Here is an 18,944-nt window from a genome sequence, read left to right on the forward strand (position 1 = left end):
TAAATAAAAGGGAGTGTCGCAAAACTACTTTTTAGTCAGCGATACTCCCTTTCCGTGTGTTTTGTCCAAAATAGAGCATCAAAAGGGGAAAGTGAGCCGGACTAATACTCTATCCCTTTTCGAGCTTGGATACCCAGTTCATAAGGATGTTTAATCTCCACCATCTCCGTTACAAGATGAGCTTCTTCAATCAATTGGGGTGAAGCATTGCGGCCTGTCATGATAACTTCTACATGCTCAGGTTTTTGTGCCAAAAGTTCCATGACCTTCTCTTCCGGAATCAGTTCAAACCAGAGCGCATTGATGATTTCATCGAGTATGACTATGTCCCATTCGCCAGACATGATGATCTCACGGGCCCGCTCCAAACCTTCGCGAGCCTCGCGACGATCGGTTTCCTTAGCTTGCCCTTTAAGGACCCATCCCGGTGATCCATACTGCTCAATCCTGCATTCCGGCTCTAGACGTTTAAGGCCTTGCAGTTCTCCATAATCTTGTCGACCCTTCATAAATTGAAGTATAAAAACGTGATATCCATGTCCGACAGCTCTCAGGGCTAAGCCTAAGGCGGCGGTCGTTTTCCCTTTATTATTCCCGGTATAAATCTGAATTAAACCTTTTTCCAGATTAGCCATAACTGTTTACACCTGCCTTGACCATTGTTCTAACTGAGGGTGAATATACGCCACATTGGGGCAGCGAATAAGTTCCGGAAACTTCTCGACGATCTGCTGAGTAAAAGCATAAGTAAAGAGTATCTTTATCGCCGATTTTTCATCTATAGCCCGAAGTTCTACTTTGTCGGGATAAAAATAATAGCTGTAGTTACTGTCTCTCCACGAGGTCTCAAGTTCTCCACATTTTATTTTAATTATCCCGAATGGTTCAACTTTGATACTGCCGATGCTTGAAAAAGCCGAAGATATTTGACCTGTTTCCAATGACACTTGCCCCGATTTATGGCGGCAATGCATTAAATGCTCGATGATTAATCGAGCCGGCATAGAAATTTCTTCGAATATCCTCCGATGGTTTCGAACTTCCTCAGCCCATTCTTCGAAATGATGGACATGGACCGAACGAATCTTAGAAATTTTCTTCAGCGACTGTTCTATCATATGATGGATATCTTCCAAGCTTTCTAAAAGGAGCATGTCATCTAATCTCACTGCAATCCCTCACATATCCTTCTCTTGGCTATATCCATATTCTAACCGAAAAATGGAAGTTTTCCTAGTATTCCGGCACAATTTATCAATGTTTCTTCTGGCGGACCTTTCGGGAAACTCTTTGTACCGCTCGTTCCAGGTCCACAGTCTCATACCCAATGTCTCGAGCAATCTCTATGGATTGCCAATAGCACTGCAATGCATCCAAATATTGCCTTCTACGCTCATAATATTCGGCTAATCGCTGCACTGCATTCAAGGAATGAGCATGATAGCCGACAATCATGCGTTTGGATTCCTTCCGATAGTATTCACTTTCTTCCTCTTCTCCCAAGGCGTCGAGAAGAAATGCCAAATATTCATAACACTCACCTAAGCGGAGATCATCTCCCAAGAGCTCAAAAATAGAGGCAGATTCCAAAAAGTACTTTTTAGCTTGACCGTACTCTTCTTTCCTGACCATGAGTTTCCCTAAGCTTTGTAAACGTAGGGCTAAACTGTTCTCTCGATCAGAACAACATTTTATCGATACCTCAAGGTAATATTGAGTCTCATCCAAGTATCCTAATCCTTGAAGAATTTTCGCCAAAAAATAGACCGATTCACTGACTTCCTCCCACAAATTGTTTCTCATCTGCAAGGCGACCGCCCTTTGCAGGGCTGTTAACGCTTCTTCAAGTCTTTGAAGTTCGAACATCATAAAAGCATAGTATTGCAGACTATTGATAAGAGATAGTTCTTCTCTGATACCGGCAAAGACCTTACAGGAATGTTGTATGCACAGTATGGCTTGTTCTTTATCATCCAATCTATAATGAACTTCACCAATGAGGACGCTTAATTCCCCTTCCCCTTTGGGATAATTGAACCTGTGGCACAAACTCATCGCTTTCATATAGGTTTTCTGAGCTTCTTGCCAGTATTCCGACGCCGAATAAGCCTGACCTAAATCACTGTATAGCATAGCTAAACGAAGTGGGGGAGACTCAACGGGATACACTTCTATAGCCCGACGATAGTGAACTATTGCGTTTTCGTAATTATCTTTTTCCACAGCGACACTGGCCAAACCGGCTAAAGCTTCGGACATCCCTTTATAATTATTGACTTCTTCGCAGATTTGTAGCGCTTCCCGGAACCCCTTCTCCGCACCTTCCGTCTTTCCTTGCTTTACCTGAACCGTTGACAGTAAACGTAGGGAAAAAGCTTTCACTAAAGGTACATCGAGATGATGGGCAATCCTCACCGCTCTCTTAAAATAGTCTTCCGCCTTTATATAGTCTGTTTGGCCCAAATAGGCCGTGCCTTTTTCCATTAGGGTTCGCCAAAATTCCAAGCTGTTATCGTTCATCAGCATCCCCTCCGTATCATAGTCATCATATGCGGAGAAGTGCTTTTTGGCGCGAAAACAAGCCTATAGGCGAATTGTTCAGCAATCTAGACAGTGTGGTCGAAATATGTTAATCTGATGCTGTAGGAGGTGTTGTTATGAACGCTTATCGTCCTGCTCCGTCTTCCAATTGGGTTATTGCTTTGAAAATTATCCTTTTAATTGTTGCCCTTTATTTTTCTGCGATACTCTTGAGTCATGTTTTTACATGGTTTTTCTCTATTGCTTTTGTGGTCATTCGTATTGCCGTCTATTTTGTTACAAGTATACTTGTCCTTCATTTCTTTCTTAAGCTCTTGTTCGGTTATGATCTCTTAAAATTCATCTTGGGAACGCGATTTAGTCGTTAAGAACTATCCATACTTTAAAACATTAAAAGCACCTGATGGTGCTTTTTTTATTCTACGAATTAGTACAGCCTCTATTTACATGTTCTGCCCAGGCTTTGAATATCTTTTGAGAAGGGAGGGATATTCATGAAATTTATTGTATTTAAAAGACCGGCTTTACGTAATGCTATGCTCTGGGCTATTCTCTTATTTGTGGTTCTTGCTTATCGTGAAAATGTTATTTCTGTCTTTTCTAATAAGCTAAAGCCCGTCTACTCAGCGGAGGTTACCACCAATGAAATTGGTCTGACATTCGATATCAGCTGGGGAGAAAAAACTCCGGAACCGATTCTGGATATTTTGAAAGAAAAAGGAGTTAAGGCTACCTTCTTCTTATCCAGTCCTTGGGCTTCCAAACATGAAGACTTAGTAAAACGCATGGTGGCTGACGGTCATGAAATTGCTTCCCATGGAAATCGACATGTGGATTTAAACACGTTAAGTCCGGGAGAAATTGAACGTGAAATTATGACTGCCCACGAAGTCCTTCAACACATCACCGGACAAAAAATTTCCTTACTAAGGCCACCTAATGGAGCTTATGATAATAAACTCATCAGTGTTTCTCAAAGGCTCGGCTATCAAGTCATTCAATGGAGTGTGGATTCCCTGGATTGGAAACGCCCCGGACCGGAAGCAGTTATCCGTAATGTACTGAATGGTCTTCCTAATGGGCATGGCGCTAGACCAGGAGATATCATCCTCTTTCATGCCTCAGACTCTGCTCCCGACACCATCAAGGCCCTTCCAGTGGTAATAGATCAACTGATAGCCAAAAATTATCAATTAGTTCCTGTAGGGCAATTGCTAAAAAGTGCAGCAAAAACCTGGCCACCGGAAAGTAATCTACCTCCACTTGAGCAAAGAGAGGCCTCTTAAGCCGCCTAGGATGGCTTAGCTGGTTCACCTTTTGCCTGTTATGGCTTGCAACGCGCCTTCAGCTTCAACACGCTCTTGGGCTTGTGTCAAGGCCTGTACGGCATCCTTTTCTATAAAATCTGGTAGTCCCATTTGGATTGCTCCATTTAAATTCTCAGCTGCTTGAGCAAATTCCCCGCGTTCATACATTTTAATCCCCGCTAGATACTGGACACAGGCTTTCCCTTTGTCTTTTGTCTCCAGTGCCTTAAGGGTATTCTCATAGCTCTCTCGATCTCCTATCACAAGGGCAAGAAGTGCTTTTTTCACTAACACCTGCTCTCCGTATGAGGCCGCATGTGCTGGTGCGCTTTGACTGCTTAATTCCTTTGCTCTCCCCCATTGACCTGTGAAAAGGGCTAGGTCATACTCTGTTCCCAACACCAAAGGATGTGTTGAGGATATCTCTGCGGCTATTTGCCACGATTTCTGGGCCTGTTCTAGTTTTCCCAAAGTCAGATAACTTCTGGATAAAGCAATATTTTTCAGCACTTGGTTCTCTGAGCTTAGATCCCTATCACTAATGGTTAATAGAGTACTCACTGCCTTTTCATTGTCTTCTCCATTAGCCAACAACATTCCCTGGGCCAGCTTCTGCAGAGCAGGATTTTGAAGGGTAGCAATGACCTTCTCAGCCTCACCGGGCCGATCTCTTAATAAATAAAGCTGAAACAGCCAGAAACGATGACCATCATCACCGTATTGTACTAGCTCCAACTCCATTTCCTCATACTCACCTTGATTGAGCCTTAGCCACAGCTCCCCTTTTTCAATAAAGGGGATTCGTTTTAACCAAACCCCATTTTCTTCTATCCAGGCTAATTCCTGAGAAAGAGCGGTAAAATCATAACGGTCTACTGCACTTCGGTAAGCACTAATATGTTGAAAATAGGGCAAACCTGCAAAAAGTAAGATTAAAATAAGTATTCCTGATATGAGGATTGGCAATGCTTGCTTATTTCTTCTATTCCGTTTAGGTACTCTCTTTCTTCTCGACATTTCCTCACTCACAACCTTAAAGTCTATTTACATTGAGATACTTAATGTCCTTTCCATGTGGAAAAGCCCTCCCCAACCACTTCCGGAACATCAGAAATTGACAGGAAGGCCTTAGGATCCCGGGTACGGATAATCTCCTTCATTTGAGACATTTCCGTCCGACTAATGACACAGTACACCACTTCTTTATTTTCTTTCGAGTAAGCTCCTTTCGCTTGAAAAAGTGTTACTCCACGATCCAGCTTTTCCATAACATCTTGAGCAATCCCGTGAGGGTCCCCAGTGACGACAAGGACACTTTTAGAGGGGTTTAGCCCCTCTTGCACCATGTCGATAACTTTGGTTGCTATAAACATATAGATCATGGCATACATGGCTCTTTCCGGGCCAAGAAAAATAGCGGCAGCTATAAAGATCAAAGCGTCAATGACCATGAGAACTTGTCCTACGCTAAAGGACGTGGTGCGGCTGAAAAATACAGCCAGAATATCTGTTCCTCCTAAAGAGCCGCGGCTGCGGAAGATAATACCCATCCCAATACCACTGACGACACCGGCAAAGATACAAGCCAACAAGGGATCGCCGGTAGGGTTAGGGATTGTCGTAGTCATTTCTAAAGCTAAGGAAAACGCAGATACGCCGGCGATGCTATAGACCAAAAAAACGCGTCCAACCATTTTCCATCCTATAAGAAACAAAGGTATGTTTAAGAGGATAACGACTTTACTGACGGGTAAATCGAATAAATAATAAATAATAATCGCGATCCCCGTAACTCCTCCGTCCGCTATCATATTGGGGATGATCATAGAGTTGATGCTGGCAGCTACGATAAAAGCTCCTATAATGATTGCCACAATTCTTTGAAAATGTACCCACGACACCCGAAGATAATCCTCTCTCCAGCTCATAAAAACCCCACCCATCATGAAAGATTATTTTCATCATTTCGATTGCTAAGGCCTAATCTATGTTATGTACCGGGAACATTGATGATTCTATACTATGATAATCATCTTATAGTGGGAAGAATCCCCTTTGATTATACTCCCGCTAATAGGTTGTGCAATGAAAAAACGCCGCAATTCCTTGCGACGTCGTTGTATCATATGGTGCGCCCGGCAGGATTTGAACCTGCGACCTCCGGCCTCGGAAACCGTCACTCTATCCCCTGAGCTACGAGCGCTCGAAAACAACCGCTATATAACTTTACTAAAAGTACTTGGATTTGTCAAGCCATGACTTGAAAGTTTAAATATACAAATTTTTTTATTAAAAAAGCTCGTGTAAATTACGAATATGCATTCAAATTTACTAATACTCTTTTATAATCTCGATTATTTGCTTTATGTTCATAAAAAATTGAATCAATCAGATAATATTGTTTTGGCTACTTCATAGATTTCTTCGTGTATTTCGTCAATAGTTTTTAATCTTCCTTCAGTCACACAATTTATAGTTATCCAATTTTCTCGTATTCGAATTTTTTGGGCATTTTCATAGGATTCATTAAGATAATTCCTGTTTTTCTCATGGATGTCCTGATGAGTAACAGAGGACTTGTCTTTACGATTGGCAATAAAATGAATACTCAGGTCAGGAGGCATATTGAGATAAATAACCATGTCCGGTTCAGGCAAACCCATTAAGTGATATTCGAACTCTTTCAGCCAGTCAATATAGCTTTCCCAGCCATCTGAATCTTTGATTTTAACAGCTTGGTGGATCATATTCGAAGTAGTATATCGATCTGAGAGAATTACCCCACCCCGGCTGTAAAAATCACCCCAGAGGGTTTTGTAAGACGCATAGCGGTCCACAGCATAGAATGTAGATGCCGCATAGGGATTCACCGCATTAGGGTCCGTACCAAACTCCCCTCCCAAGTACATGGTGACCAGAGAAGAGGATGGGCTAGAATAATTGGGGAACTCTACTTTCTTTACTTGTAAGCCTTCGTCTGTAAGACGTTGCCAGAGCTTCCGGGTCTGGGTCGCCTTGCCGCTCCCATCCCCACCTTCGATAATAATGAGTTTGCCCATATTCCTGATACATCCTCCATATCGTCAGATCGGGGAGGAGCTGGTCCTCATCGATCCGTACATTAAACACTCGATTCAAAGGGAACTCTTTAACCGAGAGGCCGCCGAAAGTCGGCGGCCCCTGCTCTAGGTGATATGATTTAAGTCAGAATTCTTTACTCCACAATGTCAGCGTACTGGAAGTACCAGTAGCCATAGGGAGAGTGCCAGGAGCCTGTAATTTTGGGGCTTTGCAGATAGAACTCGTTGTAATAAGCGACCGGTACGACAGCAGCATCAGCCATCATGAGATCTTCCGCCTGATGCAAGTAACCGGAACGTGTCTTAGGATCGACTTCTGCAGCAGCTTTATTCATCAGCGCATCATATTCAGCGCTCTTATACTTAGCATTGTTGTTGCCATTGGTGCTGTACATCAGATCCAGCATATTGGAAGCATCATTGTAGTCAAACAGCCATCCGTCACGGCTGGTTTGATAATCACCGGCACGGCGCTGGGGAGTGAAGCTGGCCCACTCGACGATCTCAACATTTGTTGTGACGCCTATTTCTTTCCAGGCTTGCTGGAGATATTGTGCTACCACTTTGTGATAAGCAGAATCGTTAGTGGAATAAGTGATGGCCGGGAAACCTTTACCATCGGGATAGCCTGCCGCAGCCATAAGTTCCTTGGCTTTGGCCAGATTACCCTCAAAATCATTGACATCAATATAGGGCTTGCCGCCGTTGGCATTGTCCATGAAGCTGCTGCCATCCCAGTCGGCTACGCCTGTGCCGATGAAATTGGAGGCAGGGGTATAGGTTCCTTGCATCAGGGTTTCAGCCACATATTTGCGGTCGATGGCCAAGCTCAGCGCCATGCGGACGCGGGGGTCTGAAAACTGGGACAAGGTGTTGTTTAAGTCAAGATAATAGGTGCCGAGAAGAGGTTCAATATAGAAGTCGTCCTTGCCTTGAAGAGAAGGAATCTCCGCAGTCGGCACATCCTTGATCATCATGGCTTCGCCGGTCTTATAAGCAGCGTAAGAAGCATTGGAATCTTCGATCAGGAGCAGTTTGATGGAATCCAGCTTGATGGAATCCGGATCGCGGTAATTAGGATTTTTGGTGAAGAGGATATAGGAGCTGGGCACCCATTCAGAGATTTGGAAGGGACCGTTGCCGATATAGCTTTCCGGTTTGGTAGCCCAGGCATCGCCGTGGGCTTCAATGGTAGCCTGTTGTACAGGGCTCAATGTCGCGAAAGCGGCCAGCTTATCAAAGTATGCGCAAGGATTGGAGAGCTCAACTACGAAAGTTTTGTCATCAGGTGCTGAAACAGCCAGCGCATCGGGATTGCCGGCAGCGGCTTCCTTAAATCCCTTTACCATACCCAGTACGGTTTCACCGTAGGGAGCAGCGGTAGCAGGATCTGCGACCCGTTTCCAGCTGTACACAAAGTCCTTGGCAGTTAGAGGTGATCCATCAGACCACTTCAGTCCTTCACGGAGATAGAAGGTCCAGGTCAGGCCATCTTCACTGGTCTTCCAATCCTCTGCGGCACCAGGGATGATCTTGTTGTCTTTGTCCACATTGAGCAGACAATCAAAGGCAAACAGGAGCATGTTACCGCCATCCACGGCACTGTTCAGAGCAGGATCAATGGTCTCGGGATTAGGGCCAATCTGTGCAACAAGCTGTTTGGGTTTGTCCCCGCCAGATTGCGCAGGAGTGGACGGTTTACCGCAAGCGGTAAGAGTTAGGGATAGGATCATGGTGATGACCAACAGTAAGGTACTCTTTTTTTTCACATTCTTTTCCTCCTTTTTTCTTTTGACTATTTATCATTCACCGCGTTTTTGCACGGCAAATAATTTTGAGGACGGGATCATTGAACCCGATCCAGATGATGGCAGGCGGCGAAGTGGCCGGCAGAGATCTCTCTCCACTCCGGCTCCTCTGCGGCACAGCGTTCATCGGCGTAAACGCACCGGGTACGAAAACGGCAACCGGAGGGAGGATTGACGGGGCTGGGCACATCGCCCTCAAGCACTATACGTTGGGTGCTGCGGGAAATCTTCGGGTCGGCAATAGGGATGGCTGAAATCAGACTACGGGTATAAGGATGCACACTGTGAAATGTCAGCTCATAGCTGTCAGCCAGCTCCACCAATCTGCCCAGGTACATAACACCGATGCGGTTGGATATATGCTTCACCACACTTAAATTGTGGGAAATAAACAGATAAGTCAGCCCCATACGCTGCTGAAGTTCCTCAAACATATTGACGACCTGAGCCTGAATGGATACATCAAGTGCAGAAATAGGTTCGTCACAGACAATAAACTCGGGATTCACAGCCAAGGCACGGGCGATACCCACCCTTTGACGCTGGCCGCCGGAGAATTCATGAGGATAGCGGTTGGCATGCTCTGTATTAAGGCCAACCAGACTTAAAAGTTCTACAATGCGCTCCCTGCGTTCCTGGGCATTGGCTGCCAAACGGTGAATGTCGATGGCCTCACCCACAATGTCCCCTACCGTCATGCGAGGATTAAGACTTGCGTAGGGGTCTTGAAAGACGATCTGCATCTTCCGCCGGTAAGGCAGCATATTCACATGGGTGATATCTTTTCCCTCATAGAAAATTTTTCCCCCAGTGGGTTCATGAAGCCGCAGCAAAGTTCGTCCTGTCGTCGTCTTTCCACAGCCGGACTCGCCCACGAGGCCCAAGGTCTCACCCTTATTGATATGGAAGGACACATCGTCCACAGCTTTGACAACTTTTTTCTCAAACAGCTTTTCGCTCTTAACCGGAAAATACTGTTGCAAGTGCTGTATTTCCAGCAATTTATTGTTTTCAATCATGTTGAACCTCCGACTGGCCTTCAAATTTTGCTTTATCTAGGAGCCAACATGCACTGTAATGTTCCTCACTAAGTCGGGTATAGGCCGGCATACTACTCAGACAGATTTTCATGCATGAACGACAGCGGGGAGCAAAAGGACACCCCGCCGGAGGATTTAGCATGTCCACCGGCAAACCTTCAATCGGCACCAACTGCTTATGATCTCGGTCGTTTATATTGGGCACGCTCTGGAGCAAGCCTTTGGTATATTCATGAGATGGTTGATAGAAAATTTCATCCGTGGTGCCGGATTCTATCACCTTGCCGGCATACATCACGGCAATGCGGTCGCACATACCGGCCACAACACCTAAATCGTGGGTGATCAGAATAATGGACATCCCCAATTTTTCCTTCAGATTCATCATGAGTTCTATGATCTGAGCCTGAATCGTCACGTCCAAAGCGGTCGTCGGCTCATCAGCAATCAACAGCTTAGGCTCGCAGGCCAAAGCAATAGCAATCATCACCCGCTGGCGCATGCCGCCGGACAACTCATGAGGGTATTGTTTTAAGCGCTTTTCAGGCTCATTAATACCCACCAACTGCAAAAGTTCCCGGGCGCGCTCGTTGGCTTCCTTCCTGCTTTTGTTGGTATGCAGAAGAATGACCTCCCGGATCTGGTTACCGACAGTATAGACCGGGTTAAGGCTGGTCATGGGGTCCTGAAAGATGATGGAAACCTCGTTCCCTCTGATCTCACGCATCTCCCGTTCCGTCATCTTATTGATGTGGTGCCCATTAAAATAGAGATCGCCGCCGATCAGACGGCCTGGATGAGCCGTTAAGCCCATAAGACTGTATGAAGTCACAGATTTTCCGGAACCACTCTCCCCTACAATACCCAATACTTCGCCTTCACGAACATGCAGAGACACATCATTGAGTGCCTTCACCTCACCTGCAGGGGTAAAGAAGGAGAGCCTCTCGTTGCGTATATCAACTAAATACTCATTCATTATCTTTCTCCTTCCTTAACTCTTCATCTTAGGGTCGAATGCATCCCGCAAACCATCACCTAATAGGTTGAAACTAAGAATGATGAGGCTGATCAGCAAGGCCGGCGCCATCAGCAAATAAGGATAACTATTCAGACCGTTGAGGGCATCACTAGCCAGAGAACCCAAAGAAGGCAAAGGAACAGCAACCCCCAAACCGAGGAAGCTCAGAAAACTCTCCGTGAAAATAGAAGAAGGAATCTGCAGTGTAGTGGTAACAATCAACGTCCCAATACAGTTGGTCAGAAGATGTTTACGGATAATGCGGCCAGTACCGGCACCCAGGGCTCTGGCCGCGGTCACATACTCATTCTGCTTAAGGGCAAGCACCTGGCTGCGGACAATCCGCGCCATGCCCACCCAATATAACAGGGCAAACACCAGAAAAATACTGATGAGATTGGGACCCACCGTCTGAATCCACCCGAAACCGGGCTTTGCGGCCAGGATGTTCAAGGGATCTCTAATTGCAAAAGAAATCAGTACGATCAAGAGAATATCCGGTACCGTGTATATAATATCTACAATACGCATCATGGCGAGATCTACCCAGCCGCCAAAAAAACCGGACACAGCACCGTAGGTTGAACCAATGATCAGTATGATTGCGGAAGCGATTAAGCCAACCATTAAGGAGATACGGCTGCCTACCATTACGCGGACTGCATAGTCGCGGCCCAAGTTGTCCGTTCCCAGAATATGCGGAAACACCTTTTCTCCAGCATCAATACGCAGTTGTTCTTGGGTGGAGTAGGTCATGGGTTTGAGGTACTCGGAACCCTTAATCTGCTGCTCATATTTATAAGGATAAAAACTGGGGACAATAAAAGAAAAAAACATAACGACCAGAATGACCGTAAGGCTTACCATGGCTACCTTGTTTTTCCTTAGTCGGCGCATAGCATCCTTCCAAAAGCTGACGCCGGGGCGCATCTGAGTGAGGCTTTGCTTTTCTGCGTCGGTTGCAGGCAGAAAATCTTCGACCTTTAATTGTAAGCTAAGCGGATTTTTTTCAGTCATTTTCTGCCCTCCTTATTTTAGTTGAATGCGCGGGTCAATAAATTTATAGAGGATATCTATCAGCGCATTAATGGTGATAACAAGTGTCGCCAGGAAAATCGTCGTACCCATGATAACCGTATAATCGCGGTTGACAATAGAACTGACGAACTGACCGCCTAAGCCGGGAATGACAAAGATTTTCTCCACGATGAAACTGCCGGTCAGGGTGAAAGCCAGCATAGGGCCAGCATAAGTGATTACAGGCAGGATCGCGTTGCGCAGAGCATGCTTGAAAAGACTCTTCATCTGGGAAAGACCTTTGGCACGAGCTGTTCGCATATAGTCCTGACCAATCACATCAAGCATAGACGAGCGCATCAGTCGTGTAATATAGGCTGTCGGATAGAAGGAAAGGGCAAATACCGGAAGGACATAATGGGCCGGTGTCGTGAGGCCCATCGTCGGCAATACCCCTAAGTAGACGCCGAACACATACATGCCTACGGTACAGATAACAAAACTGGGAAACGCAATGCCGCAGGTAGCGATGACGATGATCACGTCGTCGAGCCATTTACCGCGGTTAAGCGCAGCAATGCTTCCCAGTGGAATCCCAATCGATAGAGCTGCAAGCACTGCGATACCGCCCAGCTTGGCTGATACCGGAAACTTGCTGATAATAATATCGCTGACAGTGCGGCCACGTTGTTTTAAGCTCAAGCCAAAGTCGCCCTGAGCAGCACTTAGCATATAATTTTTGTATTGCACAATGAGTGGTTTATCCAACCCGAATTTCTCATTAAGTGCGGCCTGGGCTTGTGCACTAATAGACTTTTCTGCAACAAATGGGCCACCGGGCACCATGTTCATTAGAAAAAAAGTTATGGTCGCAACCATAAAGATCGTCATCACTGCCAGAATAATTCGCTTAATAACGTATTTTATCATTCCCTAATACTCCCTCGCTCTTTTCATAAACCTTTCCCCATTTACAAAGTATTTTTAATTACAACACTTGCTCCGACTTTTATTTTATTTTAACACAGACGCGAGTCAATTTTAACAATCAGAGTTAATTTTGTCAATTAGAATAGAAACGTAAAAAACCCTCTCGAAGCTTCTCCTTAAAGCAGATACACATTGAAAAAAAACTCTCGAAGCCTATCGTATCGACGGCCAGAACAAGCTTGTACCCTTGCGTGACAGTCGGCATTCCCCTAAAAATGAGGGAATGGCGCCAAACCATTTTTTACAATTATTGTCTTTTATAATTTTTTTATTACTTTGATCATGTTAATATTTTCGTTTTATGAAATTAAGAATAAACTGTTCTGGCGAAAGGTATCTTCACCAGAGTCCACAGCATATCCTAATGAATAATTATAAGTATAGGAAGTGATAGCTGTGGCGAATGAAAATCTAGATTTGATCCTAATCTATGAAGAAAGAACGGGAGATTTTCTCTTTCTTTTAGGTACGATATTGGCCTTCATATCGAACTACCAAGGGGAAGAATCACTTCTCACAGAAAAAGGATTAAAGGCTAAAACGAAGGAAGTTGACTCTGCCCTGTCTATCACAGCAGCGAGTTGGCTTTTCTTCCTAGCAAGTATACTCTTCACCCATGTAGCGATTATTCGCTTAGAAGAATTAAAGTCAACCTCAAACGAAGAGACCTCCCCCGTATTGACTAGAGGAACAAAACTACTAGTAGTCGGTAATTCATTAAAGACCGCGGGTTTTGGAATAGCAGCAATTGCTAACCAGTTGAAACTATCCTATTACAAATATAAGTTTTGAGGAGCCGTGAAGAATTAGGCATAAAAAAACACCCCCATTCAATTGAATAGGAGTGTTTGCGGGCAAAAACATTGTGTTAACATTAGCGCAATTTTGATTACTAATTCTAACTCACCTTGCTCATAACTCTCAGCTTATCAGCAAGAAGGGCAACAAATTCTGAATTTGTTGGTTTTTGCCGTTCTATATTCATGGAATAGCCAAAAATACGTTTTAGAGTCTCTGTATGTCCCCGTTCCCATGCTAATTCGATGGCATGCCGGATACCTCGTTCCACACGGCTGGGAGCTGTATCATACTTTTTCGCAATGGCCGGATAGAGCTCTTTGGTTACCGCTCCCAATAAGGACACATCTTCAACAACCATGAGAATCGCATCTCTTATGTATTGATAGCCCTTGACATGGGCTGGAATCCCGATTTGATGCATCATATTCGTGACTTCTGCTCCTAAATTAACACTTGTACCTGCATTGGTCACAGCATTCACTGTTGAAGTCATAGGAGCTGATGAGGAAGGCACACTTTGGGTTAAACTACGGATCCTCTTACCCAAAATTTCCAGATCAAAGAGCTTCAGAATAAAATAATCTACGCCGAGTACCATGGCCTGATGGGTCAGGGATTCCTGGCCAAAGGCCGTAAGCATGATCACTTTCGGGCGTGAAGCCGTTGTTCGCCCGTTTATTCTTTCTAAAACACCTAACCCATCTAAGCTCGGCATAACCAAATCGATTATGACAAGATCCGGCTCCTGCGATTGAATCAGATCCCATGCCTCGACTCCATTATACGCTACCCCTACCACCTCGAGATCGTCCTGACTTCGGAGAAAATCCTGCAGCATTTGGCATAGATTACGGTTATCGTCAGCGACGACAATTTTGATTTTTCTTCCCATTTTACTTATCATCCTGCCTTATGGTAATTTTCCGGTCCCTATATCTTGCTATAATGTCAATTCTCTCTTGTCTTCTGCCGGTGACCTTATTATACGTTAGCTAGGATGTCGAAATCGTAAAAAATAAGTAAACCGCATAATTAACCAATAATTCTTAAAGTCTTAAAAATAAGGGGGTTGCTGGATATTTATGTAAATTAAATCTCGTTATTTTATACCATATTTCCCCAGAAGAGTCAATCCCGCATGATTATTCACGAATATGCTAGAAAATTCATACAAAATATTTAGTTGAAAATTTTTTGCAAGACCATGACATCCAAACATTGCCCGAACTTTGTCCCGACTTCCCGATATCTTCCTGCTTCAAAAAAACCATGCTTTTTGGCTAAAGAAATACTTTTTTCGTTGGTCGAAGTAATAAGACCCAATAGAGTATGGTATCCTAATTCTTTCGCCTCTTGACAAAGGACCTTCAGAAGCGTATCCCCCAGGGATTGACCGGTCCACCCAGAAGCAATATAGATGGAAAATTCTCCACTTTGTTTATAGGCCGGCCGTGGATGAAAAGGAGATAGACTCCCCCACCCTATGACCTGTCCTTGGCTTTCCACCACATACACCGGATAATAGGGATCTTGATGCATATCAAACCAGGCTTCTGCTGCCACAAAAGAACGCTCTTCCATATCAAAGGTTGCTACCGTATTTAAGACAGCCCAATTATATATTTCGTTTATTTGCTCTATATCCTTATATTGGGCTTTGCGCAGGACAAATCGTACTTCCATATTCCTTTCTCATCCTTTCATAGTATGTCTTTATAAAGAGAATCCAGGGGATATACTCCATTAACTATGTATAACAACTTTAAAATAAGGGAACATTTAGTGTTGAGTTTAGCAAAGGAGGTCTATTTATAATGACTGCATCAGTAGATGAAAATTGCATTGGTTGTGGTGCTTGTGCATCCATTTGTCCTGAAGTATTCCGCATGAACGACGAAGGCCTTGCCGAGGCATATGTTAACCCCGTTCCCAGTGAGCTGGAAGAATCCGCACAGGAAGCTGCGGATGGTTGCCCAACAGATGCTATCCATCTTGACTAATACTACTCTATAGTACCACAGGGGGCGTATCACTTGGATACGCCCCGTGTTTTTTGCTCTCATTTGTTTGTTAATTTTCTATTATCCGCTTTAGGCGTTCACAACATTTTGAGTAGCTTTTTGCAATTCTTCCAAACCTACGCGATCAATAAGCCGACCTATACGCTCTTGAGGTTTGGCATTCTCTTTAAAATAATCCATTACCGCATCAATGACAGGAACGAGTTGATCGGATTGGAGATTCTCCAGAAGCAAATCCCCCCTGCGAGGTTTGACTCCGCCGTTGCCACCCACATAGACATGATATCCCTTGCTGGTTCCCATAATCCCTAGATCCACATTCATAGAATCGGTACATTTATTAGGACAACCGGCAATCCCTATTTTAAATTTGGCGGGCAGGGACATACCATGGTAGCGCTTATCAATTTCCATACCGATGCCCAGAGTTTCCTGCAGCCCTCGCTTACAGAAGGTTATACCCGGACATACCTTGACACTGCGAACACACAGTCCCACAGCATGTCCAGGATCCATACCCAAATCCTCCCATGCATTAGGGATGATTTCCGGGGCTAAGCCTACGATGGCAATCCGCTGGGCGGAAGTCACCTTAATTGCTGCAGCATTGTATTTTTCCGCCACATCGGCAATCTTTCGCAATATTTCAGGAGTCGCTACCCCTGCCGGAATATGTGGGGCGATGGCGTAGGTTTTTTTATCCATTTGCAATATAGCACCCTTAGGTTGGGCTTTGGCTTTAGCTGCTTCGGACATTTCCCCCTGCTCCACTGAATTAACAGCCTCCAGAAGCTTTTCAGGGTCGAGTTTATGCATTTGTGCAGCATTAAGCAGGGTTTCGTTTACTGAAAAAGGACAGCCCAGGCAATGCAACCCTAATTCCTGCATTACTTCAACCGTTTTGGGGTTGGTGGCCATGATGTCCTTAAGTTTCATTTCTAATGTAAATTTCATTTTAAAACACCTCGATATCTTTTAACCATGAATTAACATGGGAAGACAATGCACACAAACATGCTTCTCATCCCCTTGATGTACATAAGTTATGACGGGTGTAAGCTCACTGGTTGTTCCACAATGGGAGCATTCCTGCTCGATGTTTTCTTTTTTCGTATCGGCCATGTTCATATCCTCCTTAGTAATTATGGCTTAAGTCTAGCAGAACTTTATCCACTCCAATGTGACCTACAGCACTCCTTAGTGTGTTTTTTTGAACACTTTTTTCATTTCACATCTCAGTTTAAACCTTTCTGAGAGGAAATATACTTAAACAGGAAAACCTGATAAGCATAAAAAAACGCGCTCCAAGGCGCGTTACTTATAGAAGGGCTAAGGATTGAACATCGACTTTTTGAATTTGAATGATCTTCCATCCTTCGGAAGTGGATTGAGTTTGCATCACATAAGTTTGAACAATTTTTTCCTTGATCGGCGAGGTCCATTCTACATTGACCATCACACTATTGGGATCTGGGGAATCTGCTATTCCCAACTTTTTCAGGCTAATTAAGGGATTATTTCTAACCTGAGTCTTCCATAATTCAAATTCCTGTTGCCCGAGTGGATTTAGTTCCTTTGCTACAAGCAGTTGTTCTGCCAATTCCAGTTGCCTTGTGTCCAGATAGCCCCAAAAACGTTGTACTGCCGCCCGTGGTGAATCGGCATATTGGGGTTGAGTTAGGGACACCATTACAGCTTGAGGAGATTTCCAGGCAACTATCCCCAGTAAACAGATGAGTGTTACTCCCATGATCCAGACATAACGACTTCGAGTCATGTTTTCCCTCCTTGCTTGTCTTCCTACTTTATCCTCACAGAGGATAAGGGCGACTAAGCTTCAGTTGGGGCGCAACCCCACCTGAAGACAAGTCTACTTTATATCTATAGGAGGGAACCCGCTTTCATGTCATGTCTTAAGTAATTTTTATTTTTTAATCCTACTAACATAGTTGCTAGACTTAATTGAATACCTTGCGGAGGAAGCTGAGTACGAACTCAGGCAGGCGGACATAGTAAACCTTCATTCAGATCACCTCTTTCCTTCTTAATAAGTTTATGCGATAGGCCATCTGATGGGACTTAAATAATTTGGTAATTTTTCACTGCCTCTTCCAATTGAGCAACAAGTAGTTTTTCGTCTTCAGTACTGGCTGTGAAGTAAAGTCGTCCGATAATTGAGCTAATAATTCTTAATACATCCTCAACAACGAGTTTATCTCGCATAGCTAATTGAGCACTGGTTTCTACTAAAGCGATACCAAATTGATGGCCTACCCCTTCTTTCATTGTTTTCATACAGGTTTTTCCCAACAATTTCATAACTAAAGAAGCCTCTTGAGCATCAAGTTGTCGAGCAGCATCAATAACGGTTGTTAACCCTTGCACCATTCTTAATCCCACATTGGCCCAATTCACTTGTTGATTATCCATGCTTTTCCCTCCATACAAGTGTTTCCGTGCCATACTATATGCAAAGATCCTTGAATGGGTGATAAAGAAAACCCGGCTTCGCCCAGCCTTTGACCTATATCTCCAGTGGGGCGAAGTCGCTGGTTGCCCTTATGCTTAGAAAGCATATAACGCAAGTTTATGCTTTCTGATAGCGAAACAAAAACGGGTACAGAGCAATACTCTGTACCCGCACGATACCTAAAACCTTGTCCCTTGATAATCACAGCAGAATCAGCTATTTCCCCAGCTTCGGGACCTTGATTGTGGAGACCATGAGAAATGCCAATACTGCCAAAGCCACAGGAAAAATTACCCAAGGCAGGCTTTTATGAAAAAGGATCAATAAAGCCATGAACCCGCCGGCAAAAGTAATAGGTACGCCCAAAAAATGGGTGGTTATGTTGAGAATATTAAACCGAGCCAAACGAACTGCTCCGCACATGGCGAAAGCAGCAGCAAGAAGCATACCCCAAAATCCCATATGCGCTGCCAGCAGGACTTTATAAGTTAAAACCGCTGGAGCTACACCAAAGGAAACCACATCACATAAAGAATCCAGTTCCTTGCCAAAATCTGAACTCACGGAAAGCTTACGGGCTACCTTACCGTCCATACTATCCATAAGAACGGAGAATAAAATGAACCCGGCAGCCATTTTATATTCACCATTCATGGTCCAAAGAATCGCCAAGAATCCAAAAAACAAATTCCCTAGTGTAAAAACACTGGGGATCATATCCACTTTAATGGACTTACCACTCACACAACTTCACTCTCCCAACATTTTCTAACCTGACTTTGTCTCATCTTATCATCTCCATCTGATGGGAGAACATCTTACATCTTTTCCTGGCTCCATTATAAGGT

At 44.3% G+C, this 18,944-nt stretch carries 22 protein-coding genes and 1 tRNA gene; 4 read left to right on the forward strand and 19 right to left on the reverse strand.

Features of this window, described 5'->3' with window-relative positions; genetic code table 11:
* Window positions 1–101: 101 nt before the first annotated feature.
* The 3 genes from cobO to DESDE_RS12025 all read right to left on the reverse strand — a co-directional run bounded on the left by cobO (window position 102) and on the right by DESDE_RS12025 (window position 2,526).
* Window positions 102–635 carry a cob(I)yrinic acid a,c-diamide adenosyltransferase gene (gene cobO / locus DESDE_RS12015; protein ID WP_014794290.1) on the reverse strand — a complete coding sequence of 178 codons (534 nt, stop codon included), beginning with the start codon at window positions 633–635 and terminating at the stop codon, window positions 102–104.
* 6 nt (window positions 636–641) lie between these two features.
* Window positions 642–1,169, reverse strand: a complete 528-nt coding sequence (locus tag DESDE_RS12020) for a hypothetical protein (RefSeq protein WP_014794291.1) — start codon at window positions 1,167–1,169, stop codon at window positions 642–644.
* Between the two features lie 85 nt (window positions 1,170–1,254).
* On the reverse strand, window positions 1,255–2,526 hold the full coding sequence (locus tag DESDE_RS12025; protein ID WP_172637615.1) for a DUF2225 domain-containing protein: 1,272 nt from the start codon (window positions 2,524–2,526) through the stop codon (window positions 1,255–1,257).
* Between the two features lie 131 nt (window positions 2,527–2,657).
* Here DESDE_RS12025 and DESDE_RS12030 point away from each other — a divergent pair, with 131 nt between their 5' ends.
* Both DESDE_RS12030 and DESDE_RS12035 read left to right on the forward strand, forming a co-directional pair.
* Window positions 2,658–2,909, forward strand: coding sequence for a hypothetical protein (locus tag DESDE_RS12030; protein ID WP_014794293.1), 252 nt, complete (start codon window positions 2,658–2,660; stop codon window positions 2,907–2,909).
* 126 nt (window positions 2,910–3,035) lie between these two features.
* A complete protein-coding gene (locus DESDE_RS12035) occupies window positions 3,036–3,827 on the forward strand; it encodes a polysaccharide deacetylase family protein (protein WP_014794294.1) in 792 nt (263 codons plus the stop codon).
* Between the two features lie 24 nt (window positions 3,828–3,851).
* Here the strand turns inward: DESDE_RS12035 and DESDE_RS12040 are convergent, their stop codons facing one another.
* The 9 genes from DESDE_RS12040 to DESDE_RS12080 all read right to left on the reverse strand — a co-directional run bounded on the left by DESDE_RS12040 (window position 3,852) and on the right by DESDE_RS12080 (window position 12,744).
* Complete coding sequence (locus DESDE_RS12040) at window positions 3,852–4,865, reverse strand: hypothetical protein (RefSeq protein ID WP_014794295.1); 1,014 nt, start codon at window positions 4,863–4,865, stop codon at window positions 3,852–3,854.
* Between the two features lie 41 nt (window positions 4,866–4,906).
* Window positions 4,907–5,776, reverse strand: a complete 870-nt coding sequence (locus DESDE_RS12045; protein ID WP_014794296.1) for a YitT family protein — start codon at window positions 5,774–5,776, stop codon at window positions 4,907–4,909.
* A gap of 199 nt (window positions 5,777–5,975) precedes the next feature.
* Window positions 5,976–6,051: transfer RNA gene (locus DESDE_RS12050), tRNA-Arg, on the reverse strand.
* Window positions 6,052–6,232: 181 nt separating this feature from the next.
* Window positions 6,233–6,907: a dTMP kinase gene (locus tag DESDE_RS12055; RefSeq protein WP_014794297.1), complete on the reverse strand. Its 675-nt coding sequence runs from the start codon at window positions 6,905–6,907 to the stop codon at window positions 6,233–6,235.
* 155 nt (window positions 6,908–7,062) lie between these two features.
* Window positions 7,063–8,697: a peptide ABC transporter substrate-binding protein gene (locus DESDE_RS12060; RefSeq protein WP_014794298.1), complete on the reverse strand. Its 1,635-nt coding sequence runs from the start codon at window positions 8,695–8,697 to the stop codon at window positions 7,063–7,065.
* 77 nt (window positions 8,698–8,774) lie between these two features.
* On the reverse strand, window positions 8,775–9,755 hold the full coding sequence (locus tag DESDE_RS12065) for an ABC transporter ATP-binding protein (RefSeq protein ID WP_014794299.1): 981 nt from the start codon (window positions 9,753–9,755) through the stop codon (window positions 8,775–8,777).
* On the reverse strand, window positions 9,748–10,755 hold the full coding sequence (locus DESDE_RS12070; protein ID WP_014794300.1) for an ABC transporter ATP-binding protein: 1,008 nt from the start codon (window positions 10,753–10,755) through the stop codon (window positions 9,748–9,750). Before DESDE_RS12070 ends, DESDE_RS12065 begins: the two co-directional genes overlap by 8 nt.
* Before the next feature lie 15 nt (window positions 10,756–10,770).
* Complete coding sequence (locus DESDE_RS12075; protein ID WP_014794301.1) at window positions 10,771–11,814, reverse strand: ABC transporter permease; 1,044 nt, start codon at window positions 11,812–11,814, stop codon at window positions 10,771–10,773.
* 12 nt (window positions 11,815–11,826) lie between these two features.
* On the reverse strand, window positions 11,827–12,744 hold the full coding sequence (locus DESDE_RS12080) for an ABC transporter permease (protein ID WP_014794302.1): 918 nt from the start codon (window positions 12,742–12,744) through the stop codon (window positions 11,827–11,829).
* A gap of 456 nt (window positions 12,745–13,200) precedes the next feature.
* Here DESDE_RS12080 and DESDE_RS12085 point away from each other — a divergent pair, with 456 nt between their 5' ends.
* Complete coding sequence (locus DESDE_RS12085; RefSeq protein ID WP_014794303.1) at window positions 13,201–13,596, forward strand: hypothetical protein; 396 nt, start codon at window positions 13,201–13,203, stop codon at window positions 13,594–13,596.
* 106 nt (window positions 13,597–13,702) lie between these two features.
* Here DESDE_RS12085 and spo0A read toward each other — a convergent pair whose 3' ends face one another.
* Both spo0A and DESDE_RS12095 read right to left on the reverse strand, forming a co-directional pair.
* A complete protein-coding gene (gene spo0A / locus DESDE_RS12090; protein ID WP_014794304.1) occupies window positions 13,703–14,497 on the reverse strand; it encodes a sporulation transcription factor Spo0A in 795 nt (264 codons plus the stop codon).
* Between the two features lie 287 nt (window positions 14,498–14,784).
* On the reverse strand, window positions 14,785–15,288 hold the full coding sequence (locus tag DESDE_RS12095; RefSeq protein WP_014794305.1) for a GNAT family N-acetyltransferase: 504 nt from the start codon (window positions 15,286–15,288) through the stop codon (window positions 14,785–14,787).
* 131 nt (window positions 15,289–15,419) lie between these two features.
* Between DESDE_RS12095 and DESDE_RS12100 the strand changes: the two genes are divergently transcribed.
* The gene (locus DESDE_RS12100) at window positions 15,420–15,605 is read left to right on the forward strand and encodes a ferredoxin (protein WP_014794306.1); all 186 of its coding nucleotides are present in this window, start codon (window positions 15,420–15,422) and stop codon (window positions 15,603–15,605) included.
* Between the two features lie 90 nt (window positions 15,606–15,695).
* Here DESDE_RS12100 and DESDE_RS12105 read toward each other — a convergent pair whose 3' ends face one another.
* From DESDE_RS12105 to pssA, 5 genes are all read right to left on the reverse strand, one after another.
* Entirely contained in the window at window positions 15,696–16,580 is an 885-nt protein-coding gene (locus DESDE_RS12105) for a DUF1858 domain-containing protein (RefSeq protein ID WP_014794307.1), read from the reverse strand.
* 21 nt (window positions 16,581–16,601) lie between these two features.
* Window positions 16,602–16,748 carry a hypothetical protein gene (locus DESDE_RS22070; RefSeq protein WP_019850660.1) on the reverse strand — a complete coding sequence of 49 codons (147 nt, stop codon included), beginning with the start codon at window positions 16,746–16,748 and terminating at the stop codon, window positions 16,602–16,604.
* A 196-nt stretch (window positions 16,749–16,944) separates the two neighbouring features.
* Entirely contained in the window at window positions 16,945–17,403 is a 459-nt protein-coding gene (locus DESDE_RS12110) for a hypothetical protein (RefSeq protein ID WP_014794308.1), read from the reverse strand.
* Window positions 17,404–17,705: 302 nt separating this feature from the next.
* A complete protein-coding gene (locus tag DESDE_RS12115) occupies window positions 17,706–18,056 on the reverse strand; it encodes a hypothetical protein (RefSeq protein ID WP_014794309.1) in 351 nt (116 codons plus the stop codon).
* A gap of 256 nt (window positions 18,057–18,312) precedes the next feature.
* The gene (gene pssA, locus DESDE_RS12120) at window positions 18,313–18,840 is read right to left on the reverse strand and encodes a CDP-diacylglycerol--serine O-phosphatidyltransferase (RefSeq protein ID WP_014794310.1); all 528 of its coding nucleotides are present in this window, start codon (window positions 18,838–18,840) and stop codon (window positions 18,313–18,315) included.
* Window positions 18,841–18,944 lie beyond the last annotated feature (104 nt).

Source organism: Desulfitobacterium dehalogenans ATCC 51507 (genome assembly GCF_000243155.2).
GTDB lineage: Bacteria > Bacillota > Desulfitobacteriia > Desulfitobacteriales > Desulfitobacteriaceae > Desulfitobacterium > Desulfitobacterium dehalogenans.